At 65.1% G+C, this 26,932-nt stretch carries 25 protein-coding genes and 2 riboswitches; of the genes, 13 read left to right on the top strand and 12 right to left on the bottom strand.

Going from position 1 to position 26,932, the window contains the following annotated elements:
- Positions 1–15: 15 nt before the first annotated feature.
- Both gcvT and BMW72_RS06015 read right to left on the bottom strand, forming a co-directional pair.
- On the bottom strand, positions 16–1,167 hold the full coding sequence (gene gcvT / locus BMW72_RS06020; RefSeq protein WP_092108302.1) for a glycine cleavage system aminomethyltransferase GcvT: 1,152 nt from the start codon (positions 1,165–1,167) through the stop codon (positions 16–18).
- Between the two features lie 65 nt (positions 1,168–1,232).
- Positions 1,233–1,334: riboswitch (glycine riboswitch) on the bottom strand.
- A 1-nt stretch (position 1,335) separates the two neighbouring features.
- A riboswitch (glycine riboswitch) is annotated at positions 1,336–1,431 on the bottom strand.
- A 27-nt stretch (positions 1,432–1,458) separates the two neighbouring features.
- Complete coding sequence (locus tag BMW72_RS06015) at positions 1,459–2,085, bottom strand: DNA-3-methyladenine glycosylase I (RefSeq protein WP_092108300.1); 627 nt, start codon at positions 2,083–2,085, stop codon at positions 1,459–1,461.
- 80 nt (positions 2,086–2,165) lie between these two features.
- On the opposite strand from BMW72_RS06015, the gene BMW72_RS06010 reads away from it, so the two are divergent.
- Together BMW72_RS06010 and BMW72_RS06005 are read left to right on the top strand one after the other, a co-directional pair.
- Positions 2,166–3,146: an ABC transporter ATP-binding protein gene (locus BMW72_RS06010; protein ID WP_092108298.1), complete on the top strand. Its 981-nt coding sequence runs from the start codon at positions 2,166–2,168 to the stop codon at positions 3,144–3,146.
- Positions 3,143–3,976 (top strand): ABC transporter permease subunit, encoded by an 834-nt coding sequence (locus tag BMW72_RS06005; protein WP_241983891.1) that lies wholly within the window; start codon positions 3,143–3,145, stop codon positions 3,974–3,976. The genes BMW72_RS06010 and BMW72_RS06005 overlap by 4 nt, the downstream gene beginning before the upstream one ends.
- 72 nt (positions 3,977–4,048) lie before the next feature.
- On the opposite strand, the gene BMW72_RS06000 is transcribed toward BMW72_RS06005, so the two are convergent.
- Complete coding sequence (locus BMW72_RS06000; protein WP_092108296.1) at positions 4,049–4,651, bottom strand: LON peptidase substrate-binding domain-containing protein; 603 nt, start codon at positions 4,649–4,651, stop codon at positions 4,049–4,051.
- Between the two features lie 272 nt (positions 4,652–4,923).
- Between BMW72_RS06000 and BMW72_RS05995 the strand changes: the two genes are divergently transcribed.
- Positions 4,924–5,283, top strand: coding sequence for a LysR family transcriptional regulator (locus BMW72_RS05995; RefSeq protein ID WP_092108294.1), 360 nt, complete (start codon positions 4,924–4,926; stop codon positions 5,281–5,283).
- Between the two features lie 126 nt (positions 5,284–5,409).
- Here the strand turns inward: BMW72_RS05995 and BMW72_RS05990 are convergent, their stop codons facing one another.
- The 3 genes from BMW72_RS05990 to BMW72_RS05980 all read right to left on the bottom strand — a co-directional run bounded on the left by BMW72_RS05990 (position 5,410) and on the right by BMW72_RS05980 (position 8,721).
- Positions 5,410–6,204, bottom strand: coding sequence for a bacteriorhodopsin (locus BMW72_RS05990; protein WP_241983890.1), 795 nt, complete (start codon positions 6,202–6,204; stop codon positions 5,410–5,412).
- A 236-nt stretch (positions 6,205–6,440) separates the two neighbouring features.
- Positions 6,441–8,105: an ABC-F family ATP-binding cassette domain-containing protein gene (locus tag BMW72_RS05985; RefSeq protein ID WP_092108290.1), complete on the bottom strand. Its 1,665-nt coding sequence runs from the start codon at positions 8,103–8,105 to the stop codon at positions 6,441–6,443.
- 205 nt (positions 8,106–8,310) lie between these two features.
- Positions 8,311–8,721: a rhodanese-like domain-containing protein gene (locus tag BMW72_RS05980; RefSeq protein ID WP_198410989.1), complete on the bottom strand. Its 411-nt coding sequence runs from the start codon at positions 8,719–8,721 to the stop codon at positions 8,311–8,313.
- A 123-nt stretch (positions 8,722–8,844) separates the two neighbouring features.
- Between BMW72_RS05980 and BMW72_RS05975 the strand changes: the two genes are divergently transcribed.
- Genes BMW72_RS05975 through BMW72_RS05965 form a run of 3 tightly spaced genes read left to right on the top strand, consistent with a single transcriptional unit; the run spans position 8,845 to position 11,060 of the window.
- Positions 8,845–10,104: an MFS transporter gene (locus BMW72_RS05975; protein WP_241983889.1), complete on the top strand. Its 1,260-nt coding sequence runs from the start codon at positions 8,845–8,847 to the stop codon at positions 10,102–10,104.
- Positions 10,105–10,144: 40 nt separating this feature from the next.
- Positions 10,145–10,501 carry a thioredoxin family protein gene (locus tag BMW72_RS05970; RefSeq protein ID WP_092108286.1) on the top strand — a complete coding sequence of 119 codons (357 nt, stop codon included), beginning with the start codon at positions 10,145–10,147 and terminating at the stop codon, positions 10,499–10,501.
- A 4-nt stretch (positions 10,502–10,505) separates the two neighbouring features.
- The gene (locus BMW72_RS05965) at positions 10,506–11,060 is read left to right on the top strand and encodes a DUF4395 domain-containing protein (protein ID WP_241983888.1); all 555 of its coding nucleotides are present in this window, start codon (positions 10,506–10,508) and stop codon (positions 11,058–11,060) included.
- 24 nt (positions 11,061–11,084) lie between these two features.
- Here BMW72_RS05965 and BMW72_RS05960 read toward each other — a convergent pair whose 3' ends face one another.
- The gene (locus BMW72_RS05960; protein ID WP_092108284.1) at positions 11,085–12,932 is read right to left on the bottom strand and encodes a sigma-54-dependent Fis family transcriptional regulator; all 1,848 of its coding nucleotides are present in this window, start codon (positions 12,930–12,932) and stop codon (positions 11,085–11,087) included.
- A 167-nt stretch (positions 12,933–13,099) separates the two neighbouring features.
- On the opposite strand from BMW72_RS05960, the gene BMW72_RS05955 reads away from it, so the two are divergent.
- The 5 genes from BMW72_RS05955 to BMW72_RS05935 all read left to right on the top strand — a co-directional run bounded on the left by BMW72_RS05955 (position 13,100) and on the right by BMW72_RS05935 (position 20,886).
- Positions 13,100–14,956: a hydantoinase/oxoprolinase family protein gene (locus BMW72_RS05955; protein ID WP_092108282.1), complete on the top strand. Its 1,857-nt coding sequence runs from the start codon at positions 13,100–13,102 to the stop codon at positions 14,954–14,956.
- A gap of 46 nt (positions 14,957–15,002) precedes the next feature.
- Positions 15,003–15,470, top strand: a complete 468-nt coding sequence (locus BMW72_RS05950) for an acetone carboxylase subunit gamma (RefSeq protein WP_092108280.1) — start codon at positions 15,003–15,005, stop codon at positions 15,468–15,470.
- Between the two features lie 2 nt (positions 15,471–15,472).
- Positions 15,473–17,599 (top strand): hydantoinase/oxoprolinase family protein, encoded by a 2,127-nt coding sequence (locus BMW72_RS05945; protein WP_092108278.1) that lies wholly within the window; start codon positions 15,473–15,475, stop codon positions 17,597–17,599.
- Positions 17,600–17,651: 52 nt separating this feature from the next.
- Complete coding sequence (locus BMW72_RS05940; protein ID WP_092108276.1) at positions 17,652–19,988, top strand: hydantoinase B/oxoprolinase family protein; 2,337 nt, start codon at positions 17,652–17,654, stop codon at positions 19,986–19,988.
- Between the two features lie 100 nt (positions 19,989–20,088).
- The gene (locus BMW72_RS05935; protein ID WP_092108629.1) at positions 20,089–20,886 is read left to right on the top strand and encodes a hypothetical protein; all 798 of its coding nucleotides are present in this window, start codon (positions 20,089–20,091) and stop codon (positions 20,884–20,886) included.
- Between the two features lie 75 nt (positions 20,887–20,961).
- Here the strand turns inward: BMW72_RS05935 and BMW72_RS05930 are convergent, their stop codons facing one another.
- The 5 genes from BMW72_RS05930 to ychF all read right to left on the bottom strand — a co-directional run bounded on the left by BMW72_RS05930 (position 20,962) and on the right by ychF (position 24,640).
- Entirely contained in the window at positions 20,962–21,681 is a 720-nt protein-coding gene (locus BMW72_RS05930; RefSeq protein WP_092108274.1) for a DUF2461 domain-containing protein, read from the bottom strand.
- A gap of 9 nt (positions 21,682–21,690) precedes the next feature.
- Complete coding sequence (locus BMW72_RS05925) at positions 21,691–22,260, bottom strand: HhH-GPD-type base excision DNA repair protein (RefSeq protein WP_092108272.1); 570 nt, start codon at positions 22,258–22,260, stop codon at positions 21,691–21,693.
- Positions 22,261–22,376: 116 nt separating this feature from the next.
- Positions 22,377–22,595, bottom strand: a complete 219-nt coding sequence (locus BMW72_RS05920; RefSeq protein ID WP_174721742.1) for a DUF4177 domain-containing protein — start codon at positions 22,593–22,595, stop codon at positions 22,377–22,379.
- 96 nt (positions 22,596–22,691) lie between these two features.
- Positions 22,692–23,366, bottom strand: coding sequence for an SDR family NAD(P)-dependent oxidoreductase (locus BMW72_RS05915; RefSeq protein ID WP_092108268.1), 675 nt, complete (start codon positions 23,364–23,366; stop codon positions 22,692–22,694).
- A gap of 200 nt (positions 23,367–23,566) precedes the next feature.
- The gene (gene ychF / locus BMW72_RS05910; protein ID WP_092108266.1) at positions 23,567–24,640 is read right to left on the bottom strand and encodes a redox-regulated ATPase YchF; all 1,074 of its coding nucleotides are present in this window, start codon (positions 24,638–24,640) and stop codon (positions 23,567–23,569) included.
- A 76-nt stretch (positions 24,641–24,716) separates the two neighbouring features.
- Here ychF and BMW72_RS05905 point away from each other — a divergent pair, with 76 nt between their 5' ends.
- Both BMW72_RS05905 and BMW72_RS05900 read left to right on the top strand, forming a co-directional pair.
- Positions 24,717–25,331: an exonuclease domain-containing protein gene (locus tag BMW72_RS05905; RefSeq protein WP_092108264.1), complete on the top strand. Its 615-nt coding sequence runs from the start codon at positions 24,717–24,719 to the stop codon at positions 25,329–25,331.
- Positions 25,332–25,403: 72 nt separating this feature from the next.
- The gene (locus BMW72_RS05900; RefSeq protein ID WP_092108262.1) at positions 25,404–26,843 is read left to right on the top strand and encodes a DNA recombination protein RmuC; all 1,440 of its coding nucleotides are present in this window, start codon (positions 25,404–25,406) and stop codon (positions 26,841–26,843) included.
- Positions 26,844–26,932 lie beyond the last annotated feature (89 nt).

Genomic DNA, 26,932 nt, shown 5'->3' with positions numbered 1-26,932 from the left:
AGAGGAAGAACGGGACTACTTGACACGCTTATAGAAGGGGAGAGACGTGACGGTCGCGGGAAGGCGGGTGCCCCGCACGTCGACGTACACCTCGGTGCCGAGGCGGGCCAGGTCGGGGGTGACGTAGGCCATAGCAATCGGGTAGCCGAGGGTCGGCGAGAGGGCGCCGCTCGTGATCACGCCGTCGGCGGTTTCAGCGTCAAGGCTGCGGAAGATGGCATAGTCGGCCCGCCCAGCTCGTTTGCCGGCGGCGATCAGACCCACCAAAACGGATGCCCCCGCTGCCGGCCCCGCAACGCTCGCGGCCCGACCCACGAAGTCGTTTTCCTTGTTCAGGTTGACCACCTTGCCGAGGCCGGCCTGGGCCGGGAAGGTGGTGAGGGTGAGTTCGTGGCCGTAGAGCGGCATGCCGGCTTCGAGCCGGAGGGTGTCGCGGCTGGCCAACCCGGCGGGAACCAGCCCGTGTTCGTCGCCGGCACTCATCAGTGCATCCCAGAGTTCGCGGGCGTGCTCGGCCGCGAGGTAGAGCTCGAATCCGTCTTCGCCGGTGTACCCGGTGCGGGCGACCAGCAGGGTGTGGCCGCGGAAGAGGGCATCCGTGATGCGGTAGTACTTCATGAAGCGCAGGTCATAACCCAGGTCGGTCACGCCCGCGGTAGCGTCGAGAATGGCGAGGGCGTTCGGGCCCTGCACTGCGATGAGCGCGTAGTCGTCGCTCTGGTCGATGACAGCGACATCGAAGTCGACGGCGCGCGCGAGCAGCGCATCGAAGGCGGCGAACCGGTTGCCGGCGTTCGCGACGACGAGGAACCGGGTTTCGTCGAGGCGGTAAACGACGAGGTCGTCGATGATGCCGCCGTTCTCGTTCAGGAGCAGGCTGTATTTGGCCTGCCAGAGCTCGATGACGGAGAGCTTGCCGGCGAGCGCATAGTCAAGGTAGGCACCGGCATCCGGGCCGTCGACCAGGATCTCGGCCATGTGCGAGAGGTCGAACAGACCGGCCTGGTTGCGCACGGCGTGATGCTCGGCGAGGTCGCTCGAATAGCGCACCGGCATCTGCCAGCCGGCGAAATCGGTGAAGCTCGCGCCGGCATCGACGTGTGCCTGGTGCAGGGGCGAGAACCGTTCGGTGCTGGAGGCTGGGGTAGTGGAATCGGCCGAGGTCATGAGTTCTCCGGGTGACAGGGCCGAACAGGCCGCGTGTGCGCGGCTCGATTGAGCCGCGTGGGAACTCCCCCTCTGTCGCTCGTGCCTGAGAGCTTCACCAGCGCGTGAGCACTGACTTTCACCGTGGGCGAGACCGGCAAGCGCGCCCGGTCTTCTTTTCAGAGTGGCCAGTTCGATGCGGTACGAGTACCTGAGAGATTGTCGGGGAGGATTGCTCCTTCGGTGTCCGTGCGCTGTCGCGTCGAACTCTCCCGCATCGTGCATATAGCCCGATATTCAGTTTTGCCCAGCCTAGCCCCACACCCCGCTGCTGCCGCGACGATGACTGTCGAGCAGGTGGGTATCGATAATGCCGATCGCCTCCATGAGCGCGAACATGGTGGTCGGGCCGACGAAGACGAAACCAACCTTCTTGAGGGCTTTCGACAGCGCAGCGGATGCGGCGGAGCTCGTCGGCACGTCGGCCTGCGTCTTGGGCCGGGGAGTGTCGTCGGGTTGGAACGACCAGACGAAGTCGACCAGTCCGCCGTGCTCCCGCAGGGCGACGGTGGCCCGCGCGTTGGTGATCGTGGCGCGCACCTTCAGGCGGTTGCGTACGATCTTCTCGTCGTCCAGCAGTCGGGCCACATCGTTCTCGTCGAAGGCGGCGACCCGGTCGGGGTCGAAGTCGGCGAATGCCGCCCGAAATCCGGGACGCTTCCGCAGGATGATGGCCCAGGACAATCCGGACTGGAACGCCTCGAGACTGATGCGCTCGAACAGGGCGTGTTCCTCCCGAACCGGAACGCCCCACTCGGTGTCGTAGTAGTCGCGCAGCATCGGATCAACCGAGGCCCAGCGCGGCCGTGCCAGGCCGTCGGGGCCCTGGATCGCGTCGGAGGCGGGGAGCGGCGCATCCGCTGGCGTGATTTCGGTCATTCAGACCATTAAACACCCCCTTGGACACCGGCTGGTGTGCACGCGAGGACTAAAATCGCAGCCACAGCCAAGGAGCCGTCATGAGTCATGTTGCAATCACCCAAACCACCGACGTTCGCGGCCCCGGCCACACGCCGGACGCTGCCATCGACGTGGTCGACCTGGTGAAGCAGTTCGGCCACAACCGCGCACTGAACGGCGTGACCTTTCAAGTTGCCCGCGGCACGGTATTCGGGGTGATCGGGCCAAACGGTGCTGGCAAGACCACGATCATGCGGGCGCTCCTCGACATCATTCGCCCTTCCGGCGGCCAAGCCACGGTGCTCGGCACCCCCTCGCGGAATGCGGGCCCGCAGTTGCGGAGGCGTATCGGCTACCTGCCCGGTGAGTTGATTCTGGAGGGGCGCACGAGCGGTCGAAGACTGCTGGCCCACTACGCCGACATCTCGGGGCCGGTACCGGCCGGCCACGTGCAGGAGTTGGCCGAGCGGCTGGGGCTCGACCTTGACCGTCCGGTGCGCAAGTTGTCAAAGGGCAACAAGCAGAAACTCGGCATCGTGCAGGCGTTCATGCACCGGCCGGAGCTGCTCGTGCTCGACGAACCCACGAGTGGCCTCGACCCGCTCATGCAGCAGGAATTTTTGAAGATGATACGCGAGGCTCGCGACCGCGGTCAGACCGTGTTTCTGTCGTCCCACGTGATCAGTGAAATTCAGCAGGCCGCCGACGAGGTGGCCATTCTGCGGGACGGCCGGATCGTCACGATCAACAGCGTGGAGGAACTGCGCAGCACCGCAGTGCGGCACCTGCGCCTGGTGGCCAGCGGTGTTCGGCCGACTGATCTGGCCGCGCTTCTCGGCGGGCTTGAGGGAGTGACGACCCTCAATTGTTCCCTGACACCGACCAATGATGCCGAAGCCGTCGCGACTCTGAGCGGCGAGATCGCGTCGTTCGTTCAAGCCATTTCGGTCCTGCAGCTGCGGGACCTGGTGTTGGAAGAACCCGACCTGGAGGAATCCGTGTTGAAACTGTACTCGACTCCCGCCTTGGTGCCGCAGTGAGCATCGTGCAAGACCGTGCGCTGAACGTGCGCCGCGCGCCGCTGCCCCTGTTCGGCAAGGTGTTCACCGATTCCTGGCGCGGACTGGTCGGTTGGGGCATCGGCCTGGCTGCCGCCGCGTTTCTGTACCTGCCGATTTACCCGAGCATGCGCGGCGCATCGGGCATGCAGGCGCTCATCGACCAGCTGCCGCCGGAGCTGATCAAAACCCTCAACTACGACCAGATCGGCACGGGTGCCGGGTACGCCCAGGCCACCCTGTTCGGCCTGCTCGGGTTTGTGCTGCTGACCATAGCGGCAACCGGTTGGGGTGCCGCCGCGCTCGGTGGCGATGAAGAATCGGGGCGGCTCGAGCTCACCCTGGCGCACGCGGTCACCCGAGTGCAGGTGGCGGTGGCCCGGTTCTGCGCCATCGCGGTGAAAATCCTCGCACTCTCCGCGTTGCTGTTCGCGGTCGTTCTCTTGCTCAACGATTCCGCGGAGCTGCAGATCGAGGTGGGGAACCTGCTCGGTACGAGCCTGTTGTTCGGCGGGGTGTCGCTCCTGACGGCATCCGTTGCGCTGCTCGGCGGTGCGCTCACCGGGCGGCGCATCGGCGGCATCGCGAGCGGTGCCGGGGTGGCGGTGCTCGGCTATGTTTTCAATGCGCTCGGCAACCAAAGCGCGAGCCTGCACTGGCTGTACAACCTCAGCCCGTACTACTGGGCTTTCGGCGACAGCCCGCTGAGTTCGGGGGCGAATGTGACGACGATCGTCACGTTCTACGCGATCTCCCTGGTGCTGGCCGCTTTCGCCGCGCTGGCGTTGCGCCAGCGCGACATCGGCGCCTAGGTTCGCCGCCGAGGTGTGAGTTCGGGGCACATTCCTCGACTTTTCGGCGCGAAACTCACACCTCGGTGGCGGTCACCAGGCTAACGACTCGGCCGCAGCCTCGGTGAGTTCAATAATGTTTTCGAGCAGGTCAGCCATGGTGTCGGAGCGCAGCAGCACGATCTGGTCAAGCGGTCCGACCGGGGCAATTGCGGCGAGCTGCCAGGCAGCCGCGATCGGGTCGTGGGAGAGCTCGACATCGGGCGACCACTCCTGGTCGACGAACTCGCTGGCGAGCGACAGGGTGCGACGAACAAGATGCTCAGCCTGTTTGCGGCGCTGTAGCAACGAGTCGTCCCACTCCAGGTCGGGCAGCTCCCGCACGCGGGCGAGCGGATGCGGGTCCTCCGGCATCCACTCGGTCACCTCGAATCTGCGCTCGCCCTGCACGACCAGGCTGAGGTAGCCCTCCGGCGCCTCCAGCTGGGTGACCCGGGCGACGGTGCCGACACCGAAGCGCCGTTCACCGCCGCCGACCTCCTGACCACGTTCGATGAGAACGATGCCGAATTCGGCGGGCGCGGAGTCAAGCACCCGGGCCAGCATGATCAAGTAGCGTTCCTCGAACACGCGCAGTTGCAACGGCATATAAGGGAACAGCACGGATCCCAGGGGAAACATCGGCAGGGTCGTCATGTCTCCAGCGAACCACGTCGGCAGCGCCGCGCCTAGCCCCCGCCGGGTGTTCGCTGATTCGCTGGGGCGAGGACCGCGGTGCCCCGCCGATGGGTGACTCCGCCGCACGGGCTCGGGTTTGCGCCACGGCAGCGATACCGTACTGAGCACGGGCGGCTTCGCCCGGGGTGAATCGATGGGGACATCCGTGGGGTCGGCGGTGGGGTCGGCCGGTTTCGCCGCGTAGCCTAGGAGGGCGGCGCGCACCCCGCGCAACCGACGAGAGGCACCACGTGGACATCACCCTGCTGGCATATTTCGTGGCGGCCGCTGAGGCACCGGACTTCACCCACGCCGCGCAGTCGCTCGGTGTCTCGCGTGACGCCCTAAGCGCGTCGATGAAGCGAGTTGAGGCCGAACTCGGTTATGCGCTGTTCGATCGTGCCGCAAAAAGCACGACCCTCACTGAGATCGGGGTTGCCTTTCTCGACGACGCGCGGCTCGAGCTGGCACAAGCTGCCGGTCGCGGTGGGCAAGCCGGCGGCGGTGCAGGTGGTTCAGGTGGCGGCAAGGCGAAGGCGAACAAGGGCAAGGGCCGCGCCCCCGCGGTGAAGGGCCAGCCGAAGCTCGGCAAGAAGCGCCAATCGCGCTGATCCGAGCACGCTCGACGAGCGATCAGTGCCGGGTCGCACCCACGCTCGCTGTGTGACACAACGAAAACGCGCCCACACGACCGATTGCCAGTCGCGCAGGCGCGGTGACTTCGCAGGTTCTCTCGACTATTTCTTCCGCTCCTGAACGACAGGCAGCTTCAGGCTCGTCGCCTCCTCCAACGAAAGTTCGACCTCGGCAAAGGCGTGATCGTCAGAGAATGACTTCATCCGTGCGATGCGGAAGATGATCAGGGCATACAGGCACTTTGCCAGGATATCTGCCACGGAATAGCCGATCTGCAACCCAACCCAGGCGTCAGACCCATCGATACCCAGTCCGGGCAGCAGATAGGCAATCGGGTAGACGCCCCAGGTTGCCAACAGAAGCAGTCGGAGCAAGCTGATGGTCTTGCGCACGGTGGCAGGCTGGCGAGCGAGCGATCTCGTCAGTTCCACGAAAAGCACGTAAAGGATGTAGGCGAAGGGAACTGAGGACAGTAGACCGAAGATGCCCCGAGTTAGGTTGTCCGACGCCATCTCGCCTGGGTATCCCAAAGCGATCATGAGGGCGGCAGCAGGAATGAGACGCTTGAGCAGACTGCTTTGCACTTTGCGAGCCAGTGCCAGAACAGCCACAAGCTCGAGAAGAAGCAACGGAACCGTAAGCAGCCAGTCGACGTAGCGATATCCCTCGTTGAACGATGCTCCTGCGACCTGAACGTAATCACCGCGACCGCCGACAGCCTCGGTCACGAATGCTTCGGTGAAGGAATTGAATATCCGGAAGTAGTGGTACGCCGCGATACCGCAGACGACGGCTGCGACTGTCAACGCCTGACGGTACCGCGGCAAAACGCGCGGCAGGCTGATGACCAGAAAAATAGAGGTGAAAAGTTGCGATGCAATTACAAGGGAGAACACGTTGTAGATGGTGTCGTATTGGATTTGGGTTAGTGAATCAGGTATCAAAATAGCCTCTGATGCTCGAAGAAACGCTGAAGATACGGGAGTTCAATCTTACAACTAGGTAACTAAGCTAGTTATATCAGATAACCTAGTCCAAATTTGGTGTGACGGCTCGTGCTTCTTTGCCGTCGTTCAGTGGATGGGCCCGTTCGCCATCGCAGCCAACCCGTTCGGTCTTCAGATTTACAGAATTAGAGCTCTGTGACCTGGCCGGCGTCGACCTGCCAGTGCCGGTCGGTGTTCACGTTGGCGAGCATGCGCCGGTCGTGGGTGACCAGCAACAGCGTGCCCTCGTAGCTGTCGAGCGCCTGTTCGAGTTGCTCGATCGCCGCGAGATCGAGGTGGTTGGTGGGTTCGTCGAGCACCAGCAGGTTGACACCGCGAGCCTGAAGCAGCGCCAGACCGGCGCGGGTTCGCTCCCCCGGTGACAGTTCGTCGACCGGGCGGTTCACGTGGTCGGCCTTCAGCCCGAACTTGGCCAGCAGGGTGCGTACCTCGGCGGGTGAGAGCGCCGGCACGAGCAGTTCGAAGCTCTCGGCGAGCGGTCGCGTACCGGCCAGCAGCGCCCGGGCCTGGTCGATTTCGCCGATCGAGACGCTGGGGCCGAGGTGAGCGCTGCCGGCATCCGCTTTCTGGCGGCCGAGCAGGGCCCGCAACAGGGTGGACTTACCAGCGCCGTTGGGGCCGGTGATGCCGATGCGTTCGCCGCCGTTGACCTGCAGCGACAGCGGACCGAGCACGAAGTCGCCCTGGTGAAACTCGGCGTTGCTCAGGGTCGCGACGACGGCGCTCGAGCGCGGGGCTGACCCGATCGTGAATTCGAGCTGCCATTCCTTGCGCGGTTCGTCGACCTCGTCGAGGCGCGCAATGCGGCTCTCCATCTGCCGCACCTTCTGCGCCTGCTTCTCGCTTGATTCAGCCGAGGCCTTGCGGCGGATCTTGTCGTTGTCCGGTGCCTTCTTCATGGCGTTGCGCACCCCCTGGCTCGACCATTCGCGCTGGGTTCTGGCCCGCCCGACCAAATCGGCTTTCTTGGCGGCGAACTCGTCGTAGTTCTCCCGGATATGCCGGCGGGCGGTTTCGCGTTCCTCAAGGTAGGACTCGTAGCCGCCTCCGAAGACTCGGTTCGCGCCCTGAGCGAGGTCGAGTTCGAGCACTCGGGTGACGCAGCGGGCGAGGAATTCGCGGTCGTGGCTGACCAGGACGATGCCGCCGCGCAAGGCCCTGACGAAGGCTTCGAGGCGTTCAAGTCCGTCGAGGTCCAGGTCGTTGGTCGGCTCGTCGAGCAGCACGATATCGAAGCGGGAGAGCAACAGCGCGGCGAGTCCGACGCGGGCGGCCTGGCCGCCGGAGAGCGCGGTCATCAGGCTGTCGGCGGTGAGCGTCGTGCCGAGCGCAAGTCCGAGATCGGCCAGCACGATGGGCAGCCGCTCGTCGAGGTCGGCGGCTCCGCTGGCCAGCCAGCGGTCGAGGGCGGTCGAATAGGTGTCGGCCGGGTCGCGTCCGTCTGCCCGCGGCTGGGTGTCACTGAGAGCGGATGCCGCGGCATCCATTTCCAGGGTCGCCTCGGCACAACCGGTGCGCCGAGCGATGTAGCCGGCGATGGTCTCGCCAAGAACGCGTTCGTGTTCCTGCGGGAGCGTGCCGACGAAGGCATCCGCTGGGCTGAGCGAGATGGTACCGGCTTGCGGTTCTGCGAGGCCTGCCAGCAGGTTCAACAGCGTGGATTTGCCCGCGCCGTTGGCACCGACCACACCGATGACGTCGCCGGGGGCGACCGTGAGGTCGAGCGATTCAAACAGGGTGCGGTGTGCGTAGCCGCCGGCCAGGCCCTTGGCCACGAGTGTTCCGGTCATTACTCCATATTCTCATTGCGGCGACGCGGCCGGCGACCGCCCGCTGCTTTAGCGGCAGGTGCACTGCTCGCTGGCCGGGATGCCGGCCATGACCTCGTCAACGTGCTGGCCGCAGCCGGTCCAACCGATTTTCGAACAGTTTTCGCAACGAATGGGACTGCACATGGTGTCTCCTTGATCAATGGTGGGTGTGGTGGGGTGAGAATTACGGGGCGGTGACGATCTCCAGGCCAGTGGATGCCGCGGCGTCCGACATTCCGTGGGCGTCGGTCAGGCCGGTGAAGCCGAGGTCGGTCATGCGGGCGACGGCCGAGGCCGACCGATTGCCGGAAGCGCAGTAGACGACATAGTCACCGTCGGCCGGCAGCGCGGACAGCTCCGCATCAAACGTCGCCGACTGCACGTCGATGTTGACGGCGCCGTCGAGGTGACCGGCCGCGTATTCGCTCGGCGTGCGTACGTCGATGATGACGGTGCCCGCGGCCAGCGGGGTCGGTTCGATGGCGGCCGAGCACGCCGCCAGACCGAGCGCGATGGTGACGGCGATGGCCAGGGCGGCGAGGGTCTTCTTCATGAGCTGCTTTCGGTGGGCGGTGCGGCTTGGGGCCTGACTCATTTATACCCTAGGGGGTATGCTGCGTTGAGGCAAGTCCGGGTTTGCGAAGGCTCGCTAGAGTGTTTTCAGGCGCTCGCCACCGGTCGGGCCGGTCCGTATCGGCCGTAAACAAGGGGAACGATTGTGAACAAGGACACGACACACGTCGACGCGGCGGCGCCACCGGCTGCGCACACCACCCTGCAGAAGCGCGTGGTGCGGGTACTCATCACCGGCCAGATTCTGGGCGGCATCGGCATGGGAGCGACCCTGTCGCTCGGTGCGCTGCTCGCGGCCGAGCTGTCGGGGTCGAGCGCCTGGTCGGGCATGGCCGCGACCATGAGCACCCTGGGGGCCGCGATCGTGGCCGTGCCGCTCGCCCGGCTGGCGCAGGCTCGCGGACGTCGCGTGTCCCTCGCGACCGGTTCGCTCGTGGCCGGCGCGGGCGCAGTGCTCGCGATCACCGCGGTCTCCGTCGACACCTTCGCCCTGCTGCTGCTTGCTCTGATGCTGCTCGGGGCCGGCTCCGCGACGAATCTGCAGGCCCGCTTCGCGGCAACCGACCTGGCCACCTCGCGCTTTCGGGCCCGTGATCTGTCGATCGTGGTCTGGTCCACGACGATCGGTGCCGTACTCGGCCCGAACCTGTTCGGACCGGGCGAAGCACTCGGCGCGGCCCTCGGACTTCCGGCGATGACCGGGGCGTTCGCCTTTTCCCTCGCCGCCACGGTCGCCGCGGCGTTCGTCTACGCGCTCGGACTGCGACCCGACCCCCTACTGACCGCGCTGGCAGCACGCACAACGAGCGCCGGCATCCGTCGGGCCAGCGGAGGCCTGACCATTCTGCGCGGCAATACGGCGGCTCGGTATGCCGTTGTCGTCATCGCGCTCAGCCACGCCACCATGGTGGCGCTGATGTCCATGGCACCGGTGCACCTGCGCGACCACGGAGCGACCCTCACGATCGTCGGGCTCACCATCAGCCTGCACGTGGCCGGCATGTACGCCCTCTCCCCCGTGTTCGGCGCACTGTCCGACAAAATGGGACGACTTCCGGTCATCCTCGGCGGGCAGTCGATGTTGCTGGTTGCCCTGACCGTGGCCTGGCTCAGTGACGGGTCGCAGGGTACGATGACGCTGAGCCTGATCTTTCTGGGACTGGGCTGGTCGGCATCCGTCGTGGCGGGTTCGGCCCTGGTTTCCGAGGCCGTCGACATTGAGGATCGCTCGTCGCTGCAGGGGTTCTCCGACCTCTCCATGAACGCGGCCGGCGCGCTCGGCGGCGCGATCGCCGGACCGATTCTGGCGCTGGCCGGATACGCCGGACTCGGCCTCGCCGCCATGGTGCTCGTTGCCGTCGTCGTTGTGTGGTCGGTCGTACGACTGCGCGGGACGCACGCCTGACCACCATCACAAGATACCCCCATGGGTATATAATCACACCATGGCCACCATAGACATCACCGAGAAAACGTTCGACGCGACCATCACCGACAATGCCATCGTGCTCGTCGATTTCTGGGCCGGATGGTGCGGCCCGTGCCGCAATTTCGCCCCGACCTTCACTGCAGCATCGGTGAAGTACCCCGAGGTCATCTTCGCCAAGGTGGACACCGAGGCCGAGCAGGCGCTCGCGTCGGCCGCGGGCATCCGCTCCATTCCGACCCTGATGGCCTTTCGCGACAAAATACTGGTGTTCTCGCAGCCCGGGGCTCTCAACGCCGCGGGCCTGGACGACGTGATCCGTGGCGTGCAGGCCCTCGACATGGCCGAGGTGCGGGCGAGCATTGCTGCCCGCTGACGCGATGGCAGCCCAGAACCCAATCTTCGGCGAGCTCGTGGACGGCATCGACATTCCCGTCTTCAACGAGCGTGCGATTCGCGCCGCCGCCGGTCTGCTCTTTCTGCTCGGCATCATCGCGTTCATGACCGCAGCGCTCACCGGCTACTTCCAGCCACTGCGCGCCTTCGGATTACTGTTTATGGTCGACATGATGCTGCGCTTGTTCGTGAGCGCCCGGTATACCCCGAGCCTGATGCTGGCCTCCCTCCTGGTACGCCGCCAACGGCCGGAATGGGTCAGTGCCGAACCGAAGAAGCTCGCCTGGGGTCTCGGGCTCGGAATGGCCTTCGTGTCGTGCCTGGCCATGGGATTGCTGGGCCTCGACCCGCTGGTCACCCTCGCCCTGTGCAGCGTATGCCTCACCCTGCTCTTTCTGGAGACCGCCTTCGGTATCTGCGTGGGCTGCGAACTCTCCCGTGTTTTCTCCAGGACGAAACCGACGCTGTGCCCCGGCGACACCTGCAACTACACGCCGCCGCCGCGTGCTCGCAAGGCAGCGGTCGTACCGCGACCCTAAACGAGCGGATGCCGTCGGTTCCGCCTACGACTCCGTGACCGTAATGCCGAAGCTTTTGAGCTTGCGGTAGAGGGACGAGCGGGCGATCCCCAGGGACTCGGCCGCGCGCATCCGGTTGCCTGCGGCTTTGTGCAGCGCACCGACGATGAGGTCCCGTTCCCCCGCTTCCAGCGCCGACAGAAGCCGCGGGGCGCCGCCATGGCAGTACGCGGGCAGGTCTTCGGCTTGAATCGCGCCGACTGGTCGGGTGAGCAGGGCGGTGTCGAGGGCTTGTTCAAGCTGGCGGATGTTGCCGGGCCAGGGATACCGGGAAATCACCCGCATCGCTCCCGCGCTCACGGTGGCGGGGCGGAGGCCAGCCCGCCGCGCGAGCACCCGGGTGACGATATCGGGCAGGTCGTCGATGCGATGGCGCAGCGGTGCGACGGTAACTGAGGTTTCGAAGTGGTGCAGCAGCCTCGTGTAGGGCCGAGCCGCAAGCAGATCTGCATGAAGGTCGGGTTGCGACACTGTGACGGCGACCCCGTCCCGCGGCCGGCCGCTCGTTGCGCGCTCACGGAGGAAGGCATCGAGTTCGGCGACCGCTGCCGGGGTGAGCCGATCGATATTGCGAAAGACATAGAGCGTGGGCTGAATCGACGCCGTCGACCGCTCGTCCTCGAGCTGATTGCCCAGACCGTGATCATTCACGTCGTCGGCACAGTGCACGACGGTGCGGCCAGCGGGCACGACGTGACGATACAGCTCGGCCAGGAGCGATACTTTGCCGCCGCCGGCTTCGCCCAGAACGAGCAGGGCGGCGCCGACGTCAAACGCCGCGACCAGGCTGCTCGAGGCCCGTTTACCGAGGAGCGACGAGGCGTCGCTGAGGATTGCCGATTCCGCAGCGGCCGGGATCGGCTGCGTGACGGTCAAATCGGCGGCGGCCGGCCGTTCCTGCCCCGTCACGAGCACCGGCTCAGACTTGATGTCGACGACGACGACGATACCGGCGACGTCGGGGCCGACCACGACCCGTTTGCCACGAATCTGCACGATCTTGCCGGACGAGAGCTCGATCTGGTCGATCGGCTGCCCCGGCGAGATCATCAGGTAGCGGGCGTGCTCATGAATGGTCCACTGTTCATCGGGGGCGAACAGGCTCTGCGCGACGGCGTTGCCCATCACGACCGTGCCGCCGATCGCCATGACGGCGCCGCGGGTGCGGGCATCCACCCGCACGTATGCCTCGAACAGGGCCTGCTGCCGCTGGCTGCGATCAACGAGCAGGTTGCGCTCAATCTCGTGGGCGGCCGACCGCACCAGGGAATGCATGAGCGGGCTGGCATCCTCGCTCAGACAGCTGATGTCGAGCACACCCTCCACCCGCCCGGTGAGCGGGTCACGAATGGGACTGCCAGCGCAGGCGAACGGCTGCAGGTGCTCCAGAAAATGCTCGGGACCCACGATGTACAGCGGCTGGCCGGACTCGAGAACGGTGCCGATGCCGTTGGTGCCGACACTCGCCTCGGCATAGTTGAATCCCGGGGCCAACGACACCTCGTCGAGCAGGGTTCCGATCGTCTTGTCGGTCTCTGACCGACTCAGAATTCTCGCCCGATAGTCGGTCAGCACGATCGACAGCGGCATCTGGGCCATCTCGTCGCTCAGCCGGGCAATGACCGGTTCGGAGCAGCGCATCAGCCGACCGGTGAGATCCAGGTCGCTGTGGAATGCCGCCTGAGATGAGACGGCATCGACGCCGGCCGAGAAGGATCGCTGCCAGGAGGCCGCCACCAGGCCGGGAACAGATTGGGTCTCGGCGTGGCCGAAGCGCAGAAAATCGGCGCGAGCAGCGGCAATCTTGATTCGCCGATCAGCGACTCTGTGCATATCTACTCCCTTGTGGACTCTGCAAGCATGCCCTCTGCGACCCGCGAGCGCCAGCCGTGCAGTGTCCCAATCTGGGACACGCCACGGTGCGGGTGCGGGGTCACTCTTACTGGAGAGGCTCTTCCGGGAGCGTCGATCACTCACAACTGCATCGCAAAGGAGCGCTCATGGAACGATTGATCAACATTGACAATGGTGGAACACTCACCGACATTGTCGTCGCCAGCGGCACCGATTTCACGTTCACCAAGACCCTGACCACCCCGGTCGACCTGTCCCAGTGTCTCTTCGACGCCATGACGAAGGCGTCGGCGCAGATCTACGGTGAGGCCAACCTGGCCGACCTGCTGCACTCGACCCAGCACATCCGCTATTCATCTACCCAGGGCACCAACGCACTGGTGCAGCGCAAGGGCCCGCTGATCGGGCTGATCACCGACGATCCCGCCCTGCCAGAGGCGCTCGGAACCTCGGACGAGACGGCGGCGCTGTTCACGGACCTGATCGGTGGCCGTATCGGGATCATCTCGGCCGACGGCACCCCGGAGGAACTCTCCCAGCAGCTCGTCGCCGAGATCAACCGGCTGACCACCGCCGGTGCCGAACGTCTCGTCGTCGCCGGCCTGAGTTCGGAACGCGAGCACCTGTTCAAGCGCACCATGCTCAAGAATTTTCCCCGGCACCTGCTCGGCTCGGTACCGATCCTGTTCTCCCGTGAGTTCGCCGCCGACACGTCGCGGCCGCGTCAGGTCTGGTCCGGCATTCTCAACTCCTTCCTGCACCCCACGGTCGAGCGTTTTCTGTACAGCGCCGAACACCGGCTGCGCGCCTACAAGGTGAAGAACCCGCTGTTGATCTACCGCAACGACGGTGCCTCCTCGCGCGTCGCCAAGTCGGTCGCGCTCAAGACCTACTCCTCCGGACCCCGCGGCGGACTCGAGGGCACACGCGCTCTCGCCGAGGCCTATGGTCTCGACAACGTGCTCATGATCGATGTCGGCGGCACCACAACGGATGTCGGCGCCGTCTCCAACAAGGCGATCGCCGTCGACCGGCGCGGATCGATCCAGGGCGTCGACATCTCCTATGAGATGAGTGACGTGCGTTCCACCGGAGTGGGCGGCAGCTCGATCATCGCCGTGCACAACGGCGAGATCACCGTTGGACCGAACAGCGTCGGTGCCGCGCCCGGGCCGGCCTGCTTCGGTTTCGGCGGCACCTCGGCGACCATCACAGACGTCAACCTGCTGCTCGGCGTTCTCGACCCGACCACCTATCTCAACGGTGAGATGGCCCTCGATGCCGGGCGTTCTCGCGCGGTCATCATGAAGACCGTTGCCGACCCGCTCGGAATCACCCTCGAGGAAGCGCTGATTCGCATGGAGGCCAGCTATTCCAGCCACCTGGCGCGCTCCTTCGCCGACCTCCTAAGCCCGACCGGCGACACCACGGTCGCGGCGTTCGGTGGCGGCGGACCGATGAACGCCTGCAGCGCCGCCCGCATCGCCGGGGTGAACCGGGTGCTCGTGCCGCGCCTCGCCGCGGTGTTCTCGGCGTACGGCATCAGCTTCTCGGACATCGCCCAATCGTATGAAACCAGCGTCACCGGTTTCTCGCCCGCAGAAATCACGGCGGTACGCACCGCCATGCAAGCGGATGCCGGCAAGGACATGTTCCAGGAAGGGCACGACCTGAGCGAGTGCGAACTCGACTGGTCGACTTTGGTCGAAAACGGCGAGGAGATTCTCGCCCTCAAGGCCACCTACCGGCTGCCGCACCCGACCATTGCCAACGGAGCACCGGCAGCGGCGAGCGCCGCAGTGGCCGCCGGAACGCGGCAGGTGCGTTCGGCTCCCACACAGATCGACAGCGTGGCCGTCTACCAGCTCGACGACCAGAAGCCGGGTGCCACCGCAGCCGGCCCGGCCATCGTCGAGGGCCCATTCTTCACCGCGCGAGTGCCGCTCGGCTGGACTCTCACGGTCTCCACCGCCGGCGACCTGCAGCTCACCGACACGCACTGACCCCGAACCTCGACCCACTTTGTTTCCCCAGGAAGGTACAAACAAAATGCGCGTTCCCATGACCGAATACCTGCTGATCGACCTCGACACCGAACGCTGGATCTGCCGCGTCTGCGCCCACGACTTCGGCGACGCCCGCGGCAACTACAAGGAAGGAACCCTGGTCTACGACCGGGACCCGCGGGAGATCCATCCACCGGTGATCGACCCGGAGAAGTACGAGTTCACCTTCTCCCCCGACCCGACCTTCTGCCGCATTCTGGAGTTCTACTGCCCCACCTGCGGCACGCAGATTGAAGCGGAATACCTGCCGCCGGGACATCCGCCGACCGTCGACATGCTCTGGGACATCGACTCGCTGCGCGAAAAATGGGAAGCCCACGGCGGCAACCCCGAAGAGGTCGTCAACTACGGTCCCGGCGAGAACGCCGAGACCGACCTCAGCGCTCGGTTTGATTCCGTATCCGCACATTCCCACTCCCACTCGCACGCCGACCACACCGAAGGGCACTGACCGTGAAACGAATTTCCGTAGATATCGGCGGCACATTCAGCGACTGCTTCTTCGTCTGGGATGACGTGTACATCGAGTCGAAGGCACTCACCACCCACCACAATCTCGCCCTCGGTTTCAACGAAGCGCTCGACCGGGCGTGCGAGCGGGCCGGCATCAGCCGGGAAACGGCGCTCAAAGAAGTCGACTCGGTGCGCTACGCGACCACGCTCGGCACCAACGCCCTGATCGAGGGCAAGGGGCCGCGAGTCGCCGCGATCGTCACGCACGGCTTCGAAGACACCATCCCGCTCTCCCGCGGCCGTGGCTACGGTGAAGGACTCGACGGGGTCAAGCAGGGCGACATGCCCGACGCCCAGCGGCCCGACCCGCTCGTGCCGCGCCGGCTCATCCGCTCGGTCAAGGAACGCATCGACTCGGTCGGTGAGGTTCTCGTGCCGCTCATGTACGACGATGTGCGCACCCAGGTGCGTGAACTCGTCGACAACGGCGCCGAGGCCATCGTCATTGCGCTGACCAACGCGACCGAGAACTCGGTGCACGAGGATCGTATTCTCGAGATCATCCTCGACGAGTACCCGACGCACGAGCTCGGGTCAATTCCGGTACTGCTCAGCAGCCAGGTGTCGGGTCGCAAGGGCGAATATGTGCGGGCGATGGCCACCATCGTCGACGCTTTTCTGCACCAGACCATGTTTCACGCGCTCAACCAGCTCTCCAACAACCTGCGCGATTCCGGGTATGAGAAGCCGATGCTCGTCATCCACAACTCGGGCGGCATGGCGCAGCCCAACTCAACGGATGCCCTGCAGACGATTCACTCCGGACCAATCGCCGGCGTCGGCGCGGCCCAGCACCTGTCGGAATCGACCGGGCTCGGCGACGTCGTGTCGATGGACATGGGCGGCACCTCCTTCGATATCGGCCTGGTACCGGAGGGCGGGGTGCGACACTACGACTTCCAGCCCACCATTGGGCGCTGGATGGTCTCTGCCCCGATGATCCACCTCAACACCCTCGGCGCGGGCGGCGGCTCGATCGCCGCCTACAACCGCATCCACCACGCCATCCAGATCGGGCCGGAATCGGCGGGCAGCGATCCGGGCCCGGCGTGCTACGACCGTGGCGGGCTGCGCCCGACCGTGACCGATGCCGACCTCGTGCTCGGCTACCTCGACCCCGACAACTATGCCAACGGGCACATCAAGCTCAATAAGAAGCGTTCGATCTACGTCATCGACGAGACGCTCAGCGATGAGCTCGACCTCGACGCCGTCGAGGTGGCCAAGGTGATCAAGAAGACCGTCGACGAGCAGATGGCGATCGGCATCGAGAAGGAGCTGCGCTCGCGCGGCGGCCTGATCGAGGATTACACGATGCTCGCTTACGGCGGTAACGGCCCGCTGCACGCCTGCGGCATCGCGGCGAGCGCCGGCATCAGCCGCATTCTGTTCCCGCCGTTCGCGTCGGTGTTCTCAGCGCTCGGCGCCGGCAACATGCGACCGCTGCACATTCACGAGCGCAGCGCCTACGTCGTGCTCTACGAAGCGATCAAACGAAGCCTGTACAACCAGTACGACGCGCTCAACGGCTACATCGAGGAACTCGAAGCGAAGGGCGCCGAAGACCTCGTGCGCCAGGGCTACGACCGAGCGGATGTTCGCTACCGCCTCGAAATGGACATGCGCTACGGCAACCAGCTCGTCACAACGGCCGTCGCGTTCGACATCAACCGGGTCAACGGGGTCGCCGACGTGCTGCACCTGATCAAGACTTTCTCCGAGATCTTCGGCGAGCGCTATGGCGAGGGAACGCAGGCACCGGAGGCGGGCATCCGGGTGCAGACGATTCGGGTTGCGTCCTACATCGAGGGTGAGGTCATCCAGTTCGAGTCGATCAAGATCGGCGGCGAGAAGACCAAGCCGGCTCCGGTCTCCCACCGCTCGGTGCACTTCACGAGCATAACCGGAGCGGTGGACACCCCCGTCTACGACGCCGAGGCGCTCAAACATGAGTACGTGATTCACGGGCCGGCAATCGTCACGACCGAGAACACCACCTATCTGGTTGAGCCGGGCTGGCGCCTGGAACCGACCGTGCAGGGTGCCGTATGGCTACTCAGCGACTGACCGCTTCCCTCATCCCCGTAACACCTCGCATAAGCAAAGGAGCTTGAGCACCATGACACTGACAACCGACGAGTTCGTGCCCACCAGCGGAAACGACGACGACGCAACCCAGCTGCTGACCGACCAGGAACAGCAGTGGGTCGACAAATTCATGGACGAGACGACCCTCTTCCTCGGACCTGACCCGGCCATCATGCGCCACCACGAGATCATGCCGCGCACCGCCTACGAGGAGGAATGCATCGCGCAGGGCATCGACCCACTCGAGATCGACCGCATCCGTAAGCGCCTGGCCGGCGCCCTCGACGAGGCCTTCGAGATGTGCGAGAGCATGGGCGCGGCGCCCGGCGCCAAGTGGGCCGACCTGTCCTGCGCCGTTTACACGGCCGAGGGCGACGTCACCTACCTCTCCAACCGCGGCGTGATCGCCTTCTCCGCGGTGCTGCACCACCCCATCCGTTACATCATGAAGAACTGGAAGGACGAACCCACCGTCGGCATCAACGAGGGTGACGGTTTCTTCCACAACGACTCGCGCTTCGGCATGGTGCACAACACCGACCAGTCCATGCTGGTGCCGGTCATTCGCGGCGGTATCATCATCGCCTGGGTCGGTGCGACCATTCACGAGGGTGAGAACGGCGCCTGCGAACCCGGCGGTATGCCCAGCGGCTCCGAGACCCCGTTCGACGACGGCCTGCGGGCCTCGCCGATCAAGATTGTGGAGAGGGGTCACCTGCGCCGCGACCTGCTGACTTTTCTGCAGCACTCCACGCGTGACCCGAAGCTCATGCTCGCCGACATCAAGGTGAAGATGGGTGCCGTCAAGCGCATCATGGACACCGTCGACCGGCTGATCGACGAGGTCGGGCAGGAGACGTTCGTCGCCTCGCTGCGGGTCACCGTGGAAGACGTCGAGACCGAGGTGCGTCGCCGCATCGGCGAACTGCCCGACGGCACCGTGACCTTCAACCAGTTCGTCGACTCGACCCTCAAAGAGAACATCCTGATCAAGTTCGCCTGCAAGATCACCATCAAGGGCGAACGCATGATCGTGGATCTCACCGGCACCGGCCCGGAGATTCTCAACCGCGCCATCAACTCCCCCCTCGCCTCGACCAAGTCGTTCATGGCGCAGGCCATTTTGTCGTACTGGTGGCCCGACCTGCCCCGCTCGACCGGAGCCCTGTCACCGATCGAGGTCATCACCGAAGAACACAGCTGGGCGGATGCCGGTTACGACGCTCCCGTGGGTCAGTCGCTGCAGGCTTCCTTCCGCGGTTTCTCGGCCCTGCAGACCGCCTTTGCCAAGATGCAGTTCTCGTCACCGCAGAAATACTCCAACGTCGTCGCACCCTGGTTCAACCAGATCAACGACTTTCTCTGGGGCGGCACCACACAGAACGGCGAGCAGGTCGGCAACCTGTGCGCCGACCTGAACGGCATGGGCGGCGGCGCGAAGGCGTTCCGTGATGGTGAAGACGCGGTGGCCCCGCTGTTCTGCGCCATGGCCGACATCGGCGAGCAGGAAGTGATGGAAGAAGAAGTCCCCTTCCTCCAGCTCGTCAGCAAGCGTCTGGTGCGCGACAACCAGGGCTTCGGCAAGTTTCGCGGCGGCATGGGGTACGAGATGATCGTCGCCTCTCGCGGCACCCCCAGCTGGGGCTTCATGACCGTCACGAGCGGGTCGAAGTTCTCGTCGGTGCCGGGCATGTTCGGCGGTTACGGCTGCCCGGTGTACCCGCTCGCGATGGTGAAGAACGTCAACATCTACGACATCATCCAGAAGGATCCCTCCCAGTTCAACCTGTCGATGGAACGAGTGATGAACGAGCAGCCGTTTGAGGGCGGCGACTATCAGTCGGCGCACATGGGCCTGCAGTTCGACGTGGCGAAGGAGGGCGAGCTCTACATGATCGCCCAGGGAGCCGGTGGTGGTTACGGCGATGTGCTCGAACGCGACCCCGAGCTCGTGGTGACCGACCTCGAACTCGACCGGATCAGCGCCCACACCGCCTCGACCATGTACGGCGTGGTCTGGGAACCCGGTACCTACGTGGTGCACGAGGATCAGACGGTGGCGTTGCGGGCGCAGATGCGCCGCGACCGCATCTCCCGCGGCACGCCCTACAAGGAGTTCGTGAAGAACTTCGTGAAGGAAGAGCCGCCGGCCGACCTGCTGTACTTCGGGTCGTGGGGTCAGGACGACGACGAGAACCTCATCGCCACCCACTGGGGCGGACTCGAGCCGGAACGGGTCAAGGGCAGGCTCGAGGACCTTCCGCTGATCATGGTTCCCGATCGTCGGGTGCTCAAGATCAGCAAGCTCGAGGCCCGTGTGCGGGAACTCGAGGAGAAATACGGCGAGGTGGTCGAGCACAAATCCTGATCAACACCCGCTGACCCGGCTGCGGGGCCGTCTCCTTACGGCCCCGCAGCCGCTGCTCGAACGACGTGATTCACTGATTGCTTGATTGATGGGAGACACCGTGACACTTTCGCTGACTGACCTCCTCGCTGAGCCAACCTCGGGCCGCCGCCGAGCGGTGGTGCTCGACAGCCATGACTATGCCCAAACCGTCTTTCTGCAGGGCAAGCCGGTGCCGTGGCAGGAGCCGATGGCCTACGCGAATTTCTTCGGCCAGGTTCAGGGCGTGCTGGGGTCTGACCTGGCGCTGCTCAGCCTCGACCGGTACTACGCCCAGCGGGTCGCCGCCGATCCGGCGTTGCAGTCCGCCATGGGCGCGAAATCCCGCACCGGCTATGCCCTGCGCACCCTGCTGAACGATGCGGAGACGACGGCATCCGTCGTCGAACTGGCTACGGTGTTCAGTCAAACCCAGCGGGTGCCGGTCGTTCTGCAGATTCCGTCACCGATGCAGTGGCTGGCGCGCACGCATCCGTTTTCAGGGTCGGACGACGTCCTGGCGCTCGACGCCGATAATGCCGAGAACGCTTCGATGTATGTCGCTGACTGGCTGCGCGGATTCGCCGCGCTTCCGTTGATCGCGGTTCTGCTCGATGACCGCGGCCCCGTTCTTGAGCCGGTGCCGCTGTCGACGTACTCGCCGATCGCCAACGTGACCGACCACTACCGGTGGGCGCTCGGCCAGCGGCACGACGATCGGGTCGAGCTGCACGGCAGCGCGCTGCGCGGGGCGGTGATCGGAACGGACTTCTGGTCGACCGACGCCGACCCGCTGCCGGAGGGCGATTTTCTGGTGGGCGAGGTGCCGCACCAGGCGGTTCCGGAGCAGGTCCTGAGCCGCATCACGGCGCTGATCTGAGCATCACGGCGCTGCTCTCAAGCGGATGCCGCCGGTCGCGAGATATCGCGGCCCGCGGCATCCGCTCTGCCGGTTTCAGGCCAAGCGTCGCCGGCCCGTCGCGGTCTCCTGCTCGAGCGGGGTGGCGGTGGCCAGCGGAATGTTGAGAAAATCAACGACCGGCGCGAACGCCCGAAACCGCTCGATGACCAGGTCGGTGAAATTCTCATCGAGCGCCACATCGCCGGGCAGGTGGGCGACCAGCGCCCAGCTGCGGTTCAGCAGCAGGTCGGCCGCCGGATGCTCGACCGGAAATCCGCGCGGCGGGCGGATGAGCTTGTTACCGCCGAACGGCTGCGCCATCGTCGTGAGGGCGGGCGTGGCGAGCAGGGAGCGCAGCTTCAGGTGGTGGCCCAGCACATAGTCACGGATGGCGCGCAGCTGCGGCGGTTGCGGACTATAAGCGCCGCCGGCCAGCATGACGCCGTGCACGCCCACCTGGAGAAAGTATCCGGCTCCGCCCGCCTTCTCCAGCCCGCGGGGCGGCCAGTGCGCGGCCAGATGAGTCTTGTACGGTGATTTGTCGTTGGAAAACCGTACGTCACGGTAGATGCGCAGCATGGACTTGTTCGGTGGGCGCACGCAGTCAGCGGCGAATTCGCCCAGCGCCAGGTTGAGCACTTCGATGACGGCGAGCATCCGCTCCTTCAACTCGACTTCGTAGACCGGTTTGTGTTCCTGGAACCATTCGCGTTCGTTGCGATGCTCGAGTTCGTCGAGAAAGTCGAATGTCTGTTCGCTAAAATGAGGGCCCACCCCGCGAGACTACGCCTTCGCGGCTGCCTTTTCGGCCCGCTTGGTCGCGCGCACCCGAGTCAGCGATTCGGGATCGACGATGTCGGCCACCGACCGGTAGGCCCCGTCTTCGCCGTAGGGTGCGGATGCTTCGCGCCAGCCGTCGGCGTCGACCCCGAACCGTTTGCCGAGGAGTGCGAGAAAGATCTTCGCCTTCTGCTCGCCGAACCCGGGCAGGGCTTTGAGCCGTCGGAGGATCTCGGCGCCGGTGGGATTGTCGGCGGTCCAGATCGACGCCGTGTCGCCGTTCCAGTCGCTCACGATGACCGCGGCGACCTCCTGCACGCGTTTGGCCATGGAGCCCGGAAACCGGTGCACGGCCGGCGACTGGCGGAACACGTCGATGAAGGCATCCGCTTCGTAGTCGGCGATCATGGCAGGGACGAGGGCGCCGATGCGGTCACGAATCTTGGCCGGGCCGGCGAAGGCGGTCTCCATGGCAATCTGCTGGTCGAGCAGCATGCCCACGAGCAGGGCGAACGGGTTCTCGCTGAGAAGGGCGTCGGCAGCGGCATCGCCGGTGAGGTGCAGTGTGGTCATGCGCCCATTGTGGCACTGCGCCGGCGTCAGCGTTTCAAACCGGCCGAAGGGGCGCGCCTCTGACGTGCAGCAAGGGCGCCCTGCCTTCAGATTCGCTCTTACCCGAGCGGCGAACGCTACACGATCCGTTCGAACACCAGCGTCGCCTGGATACGGTCGCCGCCGCCGAAACCCTTACTGCCCGCCGCCGCGGTTGTAATGGTGTGCAGTCGATAGCCGAGCGCAGCCTGCTTGTTGATTGAGTCCTCCAACTCCGTGAGATTTCCGGAGCCCGTACCCAAAAATTTCTCTTTGAGCACGATCTGGAGCACGACGTACATTCCATTTGCGGCCATCTGCACTTCACCTTTCACGACTCCGCAAATCGGAGTGCCATCAGGGATAATACAGGCCCCGGTCAGGTTCAGATGCGTGTGATACTTCTGCGTGCCCTACTCCCGTCCGTCCTCGAGGGGGATAAGCATGGTGCGGAACGGACCGGCACTGGCGTGGAGGGCCCAGATGCGATCAGCGACGTCGTCGATGCCGTTGGGCAACTGAAGCTGGGGGATGCCGCCGGGAATCACCAGTTGGTTGACCCGGATGCCCTCGTCCTCGAGGGCATCGTGGAGCATCTCGCCGTAGGCGCTCTCGGCGGGGAAGGCGATCGAGGTCCCGGCGAATCCAGCGCGGGCCTTCACGGAGGTGCCGCCGTTGATCATGATGATGCTGCCGCTACCCGCCTGCCGCATCGTCGGGAGCACCGCACGCACCGCGTGGATGAGCCCAAGGGCCGAGAATTGCAGGGCCTCCAGGGCCAGCTCCGGAGTCAGGTCGAGCACCGGTTTCAGATACTCACGGGACGGAAGTGGGCTGTACTGCAGTGCGGTGATGGGCCCGAGCTCGGCCGCGGCACGCGCAAGGGCAGCTTCGAGCGACGCCGGCGTGCGGACATCCGCAGCGTACGCACTGGCGGTGAAGCCGACAGCGGTGAGCTCGGCTGCCATGACGTCTAGTTTCGACTGGTTCCTGGCGATCAGGGCGATGGAGAAGCCTTCGCGCCCGAACCGGCGTGCAACGGCTGCGCCGAGTCCTGGTCCGGCTCCGATGATGGCAATGACGGGCACGGTAGGCTCCTTCTGTCGATGATGCTGTGGTGATGCATGAGGCGAGCTCGAGCCTAGACGTTGAACCTGAACTCGACGGCGAATCGGCCAGTTCACCCCATGACACCCTTGACATACTGCTCGTGCCAGATCTTTGCAGTGCCTGTGGTACCGAATGACCTGATCACACGATCAGTGCATAACGCATCGCGTCAATAACGCTAGACGTTGAAGCGGAACTCGACCACGTCGCCGTCCTGCATGACATACTCTTTGCCCTCGATGCGGGCCTTGCCCTTGGAGCGGGCCTCGGCGATCGATCCGGCTTCCATAAGGTCGTCGAAGGAGAAGATCTCGGCCTTGATGAAGCCCTTCTGGAAGTCGGTGTGGATGACTCCGGCGGCCTGCGGTGCGGTCCACCCCTTGTGGATGGTCCAGGCGCGGCACTCCTTCGGGCCGGCCGTGAGGTACGTCTGCAGGCCGAGGGTGTCGAAGCCGATGCGGGCGAGCTGGTCGAGACCGCTCTCGGCCTGACCGGTCGAGGCGAGCATCTCCGCGGCGTCTTCGGCGTCGAGTTCGCTCAGCTCACTCTCGAGCTTGGCGTCGAGGAACACGGCGTTCGCCGGAGCGACGAGCGCAGCGAGGGTGTCGAGCTTGGCCTGGTCCTGCAGCACCGCCTCGTCGACGTTGAAGACGTAGATGAACGGCTTCGCGGTGAGCAGGCCGAGCTCACGAATCGGCTCGATATCGAGCGTGGCCGACGACAGCGGCTGGCCGCCGTCGAGAATGGCCTGCGCCTTGAGCGCGGTCTCCAGCACGATCGCGGGCAGCTTGCGGCCCTTGACCTCTTTCTCGAAGCGCAGCACAGCCTTCTCGAGGGTCTGCAGGTCGGCGAGGATCAGTTCGGTGTTGATGGTTTCCATGTCGCCGGCCGGGTTGACCTTGCCGTCCACGTGCACCACGTCGGGGTCGGCGAATCCGCGAATGACCTGGGCGATGGCATCCGCTTCGCGAATGTTGGCGAGGAACTTGTTGCCGAGCCCCTCTCCCTCGCTCGCGCCCCGCACGATGCCGGCGATGTCGACGAACGACACTGGGGCCGGCAGCAGGGCCTTACTGCCGTAGATGGTTGCGAGATCAGCCAGGCGCGAATCGGGGAGGTTCACGATTCCAACGTTGGGCTCGATCGTTGCGAACGGGTAGTTCGCCGCGAGCACGTTGTTCTTGGTCAGCGCGTTGAAGAGGGTGGACTTGCCCACATTGGGGAGTCCGACGATTGCAATTGTAAGAGCCACGAGAGATTATTCTACCGGCCGCGCCGCCGCAGGCCGTGTCGGCGTCTCGTGTCGGTGGCCCGTGAGACCATAAGATGTGCTGAACTTCACCGCGATCGACTTCGAAACCGCCAACTCCTCGGGCGCCTCGGCGTGCTCGGTCGGCCTGGTGAAAGTGCGTGACGGCGTGGTCGTCGACTCGGCCTACTGGCTCATTCAGCCGCCGCCCGGCCACGATGCCTTCTCGGAATGGAACACCCGCATCCACGGCATCATCGCAGCGGATGTCGTGGGTGCGGCCACCTGGGCGCAGCAGCTTCCCGAGCTGGTCGCCTTCGTCGGTGACGATTATCTGGTCGCCCACAACGCCGGTTTCGACCTCGGCGTGATCAAGACGGCGTCGCTCGTAACGGGCCAGCCGGTGCCCGACTTTCGCTACATCTGCAGCTTGCAGGTGGCCCGCCGCACCTACCACCTGGAGTCGTATCGACTACCGGTCGCAGCCATGGCGGCGGGCTTTGAAGACTTCTCGCACCACAACGCGCTCGCTGACGCCGAGGCCTGCGCGGCCATCATGATTCACGCGGCCGCACGTCACGAGGCCGACACGCTCGAGCAGCTCGCCCACGTGACCCGGGTCAAGGTGGGCGTGATCGGGCCGGTCGCCACCCAGGAGCACGCGTCGACACACGGGCCGATGGCGCTCAACTAGCTTCTTGTTCAGCAATTCGGCTGGTCCGAGTGTCATTCCGGTAATGTCGGTGGGCGCTGGCAGACTTAATGCATGGATCCACTGCTGAGTTTGATTGTCGGTCTGATCGTCGGTGCCGCTGTGGGCGCCCTGTCGGCCATGCTGCTGCAACGTCGTCGCACCGAGGGTGCCGCCGAGGGAGCCCTCGACCCGGCCGTGGTGGAGGCACGTCACCAGGTTGCTCTCGCCGAGGCCCGGGCGAGCGAGGCAACCGTGCGGGCGGCCCTGCAGAGCGAATTGTCGGCTGCCCTCGCAACGGTCGATGGCCTCACCGCCCAGATCGACCACGACCGCGCCACGGCGCGCGAAACAGTTGAACGGCAGCGCTCCGACCAGCAGCTGCAGTCCGAGCGGGAGAAGCGGGAACACCTCGTGTTAGAAGCACTCAGCCCGGTGCGGGAGACCCTGCGCACCATGCAGGAGAAGGTCACCGAGCTCGAGACGCAGCGCAGCGAACAGTACGGCTCGCTGTCTGAGCAGCTCAAGCAGGCACAGATCTCCGATCAGCAACTTCGGGTGACCACCGAGTCGCTCGCGAGCGCGCTGCGCTCCAACAGCACCCGCGGCGTCTGGGGTGAGACCCAGTTGCGGCGCGTGGTCGAAGCGGCCGGCCTCGCTCAGTATGTTGACTTCAACACCCAGACCAACATCACAACGGATGCCGGCCTCGGCCGCCCCGACATGGTCGTGCGCCTGCCCGGCAACAAGTCGATCGCAATCGACGCCAAGGTGCCGCTCGAGCACTACATCGAAGCCAGCACCATTCCCTATACCGCCACCGGCGAGGAGGGCGCACGCCGCAAGTTGCTGATCGACAAGCATGTGAAGGCCGTGCGCGCCCACATCGATGCGCTCGCCAAGAAGACCTACTGGGAAGGCTTCGATGCGAGCCCGGAGTTCGTGATCGCGTTCATCCCGAGCGAGTCGCTGCTGTCGGCGGCGCTCGAAGCCGATCCGTCGATTCTCGACTACTCGTTCAGCAAGCGGGTGGCTCTGGCATCGCCGGTGAACCTGTGGGCGGTGCTCAAGACGGTGGCGTTCACCTGGCAGCAGCAGGCGGTCACCGACGAGGCGCAGAAGCTGTTCGACCTCGGCAATGCCCTGTACCAGCGGCTCGGTGCGCTGAGCGGGCACGCCGAATCGTTGCGCAAAGCACTCGAGCGCACGGTGGACAGCTACAACAAGTTCGCCAACTCGTTGGAGTCCCGGGTACTCGTGACCGCCCGGCAGTTTCCCGGGATCGATCAGACCAAGATCGGGCTGCTCACCGAACCGGCGATCATCCACGATTCCCCGCGCAAGCTGACCGCGCCCGAGCTGGAGGCGCCGGCATCCGTTTCCGACGAGCTGGACCTGCCCGTTCGACAGGACGACGTTGAGCTGAACGGTGCCGAGTTGAATGAGGCGAGGCACAGCGTGATCAACCGGCGTCTCGCTGATGTCGACGAATCTGATTACGAGGTCCACGTGTAGGGCGACCACGACGTCAGAGGTGCAAACCAACAACTGCACGCCCCGAGCATGAACGAACAGACCGGGACGTGCAGTTTCGGTTACACCGG

Origin of the sequence: Cryobacterium luteum, from assembly GCF_900110125.1 — a bacterium.
Taxonomy (GTDB): domain Bacteria; phylum Actinomycetota; class Actinomycetes; order Actinomycetales; family Microbacteriaceae; genus Cryobacterium; species Cryobacterium luteum.
The sequence above is the reverse complement of the archived record's forward strand: the minus strand, read 5'-3'. Positions and strand labels throughout refer to the sequence as shown.

What these genes read in the sequence shown, in the direction of transcription:
- BMW72_RS05985 (WP_092108290.1), bottom strand. Translation starts at nt 8,105, where the DNA reads ATGACCGGAACACTCGTGGCCAAGGGCCTGGCCGGCGGCTACGCACAC.
- BMW72_RS05920 (WP_174721742.1), bottom strand. Translation starts at nt 22,595, where the DNA reads ATGGCCGCAAATGGAATGTACGTCGTGCTCCAGATCGTGCTCAAAGAG.
- BMW72_RS05925 (WP_092108272.1), bottom strand. Translation starts at nt 22,260, where the DNA reads ATGACCACACTGCACCTCACCGGCGATGCCGCTGCCGACGCCCTTCTC.
- BMW72_RS05955 (WP_092108282.1), top strand. Translation starts at nt 13,100, where the DNA reads ATGGAACGATTGATCAACATTGACAATGGTGGAACACTCACCGACATT.
- BMW72_RS05950 (WP_092108280.1), top strand. Translation starts at nt 15,003, where the DNA reads ATGCGCGTTCCCATGACCGAATACCTGCTGATCGACCTCGACACCGAA.
- BMW72_RS05940 (WP_092108276.1), top strand. Translation starts at nt 17,652, where the DNA reads ATGACACTGACAACCGACGAGTTCGTGCCCACCAGCGGAAACGACGAC.
- BMW72_RS05970 (WP_092108286.1), top strand. Translation starts at nt 10,145, where the DNA reads ATGGCCACCATAGACATCACCGAGAAAACGTTCGACGCGACCATCACC.
- BMW72_RS05965 (WP_241983888.1), top strand. Translation starts at nt 10,506, where the DNA reads ATGGCAGCCCAGAACCCAATCTTCGGCGAGCTCGTGGACGGCATCGAC.
- BMW72_RS05980 (WP_198410989.1), bottom strand. Translation starts at nt 8,721, where the DNA reads ATGAGTCAGGCCCCAAGCCGCACCGCCCACCGAAAGCAGCTCATGAAG.
- BMW72_RS06010 (WP_092108298.1), top strand. Translation starts at nt 2,166, where the DNA reads ATGAGTCATGTTGCAATCACCCAAACCACCGACGTTCGCGGCCCCGGC.
- BMW72_RS05960 (WP_092108284.1), bottom strand. Translation starts at nt 12,932, where the DNA reads ATGCACAGAGTCGCTGATCGGCGAATCAAGATTGCCGCTGCTCGCGCC.
- gcvT (WP_092108302.1), bottom strand. Translation starts at nt 1,167, where the DNA reads ATGACCTCGGCCGATTCCACTACCCCAGCCTCCAGCACCGAACGGTTC.
- BMW72_RS06015 (WP_092108300.1), bottom strand. Translation starts at nt 2,085, where the DNA reads ATGACCGAAATCACGCCAGCGGATGCGCCGCTCCCCGCCTCCGACGCG.
- BMW72_RS06000 (WP_092108296.1), bottom strand. Translation starts at nt 4,651, where the DNA reads ATGACGACCCTGCCGATGTTTCCCCTGGGATCCGTGCTGTTCCCTTAT.
- BMW72_RS05900 (WP_092108262.1), top strand. Translation starts at nt 25,404, where the DNA reads ATGGATCCACTGCTGAGTTTGATTGTCGGTCTGATCGTCGGTGCCGCT.